This is a genomic window from Selenomonadales bacterium (assembly GCA_017442105.1).
In the GTDB taxonomy this organism is placed as follows: domain Bacteria; phylum Bacillota; class Negativicutes; order RGIG982; family RGIG982; genus RGIG982.
Map to the genome: position 1 here is coordinate 1 of JAFSAX010000074.1, position 2,674 is coordinate 2,674.

The following is a 2,674-nucleotide window of genomic DNA, read 5'->3' on the forward strand; positions in this document are numbered from 1 at the left end:
CGTATCCGATACGAGGTTGGATACGGTCGTTTTGTATACGTCGAGGTTGATCGACGAACCGTAGTTGGCGATGTTATAACACATGATGTATGCGGTGCCGTTCGGCAGTACTTTGATACTGCGCATTTCGCGGCCTACGCCTTCCGGTACGGTCACCTTCTTCGAGGAAGTAAGGGTGCCGTTATCATCGAGGAATGCGATGTCGAGCGAAGTCTCTTCGTTGGCTACGTCGTCACCGTAGTTCTGGTAGCCTCCGATCGCCGATGTGATGATCATGTTATTGTATTTGTTGAGGCGGACGCTGTCTGTGTTTTTGCCCATAGTGACGACGCTGTTGTATTCGAGGCTGCCGTCTTCTTGGATGGTGTATTGCATCAGATAGCTCGGATCGTAAGCCGCGTCTGCTGCCCATGCGTCACCGCCCGGGTTGACGTTGGCAATGACATAGAGATTGCTGCCGTCGATCATGACTGCTTCGTCGTGGAGCTGACACGTATCGTCAAAGCTGATACCTTCCAGGTCGATGAGGTCCTGTTTGAGGTCTATGGTCATGTTAGCTTGCGGTGTGATCGCGGTATCGCCGACTTGGCTGACACCGATGGTGCCTTCGTCATAGCTGGCTACATAGATGAAGTTGTTGGAGCGTGCTACGCCGTGTGCGTTGCAGGCTCCTTCGGGGAGGCCCGATACGGCTTCGGAGAAGTCTCCTTGTCCGTTGAAAGCATAACTCGGCACTAAGTTGGTGGTGCTGTAGTTATACTGTCTGATATACATTTCGCTTTTGCCCGTTGTCTGGTCTACCGTATTGTAGATGGCGGGGTCGCGGTTGAGGTCGATCAGTGTGCCTGCGACAGCGCTGATATCGGCAGAGTCAATGTACGAGCCCTGGATCGTGCCGAGCTGACTTTGACTGTAGTCGGACGCAACGAATGCGCCGAGGTTGGCTGCATCAACAGGCTGTGCGAAGGCCAGTCCGCTGACGACTGCTGCGACAAGCAGTGCGTTTTTCTTTTTGGACGTTGGTTTTTTCATCGTTATCCTCCTTTAGAATTCATACCGAACGGTTGCATAGTAGGTACGTCCCTGGATCGGGAACTCGGGGTTGATGTATCCGCCGCCTACGAATGCTGTGTTGGTGTAGATCTTTTGCTTGGGCCCTTCGTTGAAGATGTCGTTGCAGCCGAGTGTGAGCTGTACGGAATCACTCATTCTTACTTTCATACCGAGGTTGTACACGAGGAGAGAGTCGACGGGCTTGCCGCTGAGGTAAGCATACTCACCGCCGCGGGAGTCTTTTTCTCGGTACGTGTAGTACGAGTCGGTATAGTGGGCTTCTGCAAATATATCAAGACCGTCTTGCGGTCGGTATGTTAATCTGACGTTGCCTTCCCATTCAGGCTGATACGTTGCCCATACATCGGTATAGTCGTATCCGCCCGCAGGAGTGCTGTTTTTCTGTTTCATGTTAGATGTGATATAGGTAGCCTGCAGATCGAGATCGAACTTGTTCCAGTTGAAGCTGGATTGAAGTTCAAGCCCGTGCGATTTGCCTTTGTTGTCATTCATATAGCACCAGTAGTCTTTGCCGTAACGCTGAAGCTGAAGCATGTTATCTGAATCACGCCAGAAGTAGGTCAAGGTCGTTTTGTTATATGCACCGAGTGCATCACCGTTCCAGATGGCACTGATGTCAAACTGCTTGCCTTCTTCAGGACGCGGGAATACGGACTGACCGTTGGAAGTATTCGGTGCGGGAAGGATACCTGCGCCGTCCCCTGCGATCTCATACATATTGAGGAGGCGATAGTACGTTCCGCCCGTCATGCGCATCGTAAACTGATCGTTGAATTCTTTTTTGAGTGCAAGCTGCCAGGTTACTTTATCGTCAGTCTGCTCGTCACACGGTGTGATCCAGCCGTAACGATTTTCTGCATTTTCTTCGAAGCGACTGCCATCGCTGTACCCTGTGATAGTGGAACGGTTATAGCGAAGGCTCGGTGTGAAGAACCAGCTCGATTTTTTATCGAGTGTGATGGTATCTTGTAGCTGGATATTGAGCATCTCTTGTTTGTAGCGATTACGCGTCTGTCCCAATATGCTTGCAATAGAGCTGTCACCAATGACCTTATCCATGAGAGAGCCTTGTACTGTCATGTCTTCTGTGGAGTAGTTCACTTGGAAATCAAGCATATTGCGTTCGGACATTTTGTATGTACCGTCGATCTGCACATGATATTTATCCGAGTCATAGCGGCTCCATTCACGAAGCGGAACGGTATCTTTTTCGTAGTCAGTCACATTATTCTGCATGATATGCTCGGCACGGTATTGTTTCTCTGTCTTGGTATAGCCTGCCATCCAGCCCCATTCGAGTTTGCCGACTTCGTTACGGTTCTGCACAAGGATGTCTTTCGTATCGATCTTCTGGCGGCGGCTATCGTAAAAGTATGTATCAAAAAGGTCTACCTCATATGCCCAGACGGCATCGACAGCACTGCCATTCCAAAGGCTGTCGGGCAGATGACGGTCTATCTTATTCCAGGAACCTTTGACCATCCAGTTGTCGTTCTGCTATTTGATGATAGAATTGATATTTTGGTAATCGTTGTATTTACGATGGCGTTCATTTTCTTTAGCATGTTTTAGTTTTTGTTTATTTTTCTCGAGTGTTTCA

At 49.6% G+C, this 2,674-nt stretch carries 2 protein-coding genes; both read right to left on the reverse strand.

Translation table 11 applies throughout. The features are described 5' to 3' along the window. Positions 1 to 1,032: hypothetical protein (locus IJN28_03035; protein MBQ6712747.1), on the reverse strand; the 1,032-nt coding region annotated here is incomplete at its 3' end. 12 nt (positions 1,033 to 1,044) lie between these two features. Then, entirely contained in the window at positions 1,045 to 2,556 is a 1,512-nt protein-coding gene (locus tag IJN28_03040) for a TonB-dependent receptor (GenBank protein MBQ6712748.1), read from the reverse strand. Positions 2,557 to 2,674 lie beyond the last annotated feature (118 nt).

Excerpts from the sequence above, each read along its gene's own strand:
- IJN28_03040 (MBQ6712748.1), bottom strand. The coding sequence starts at position 2,556 with ATGGTCAAAGGTTCCTGGAATAAGATAGACCGTCATCTGCCCGACAGC.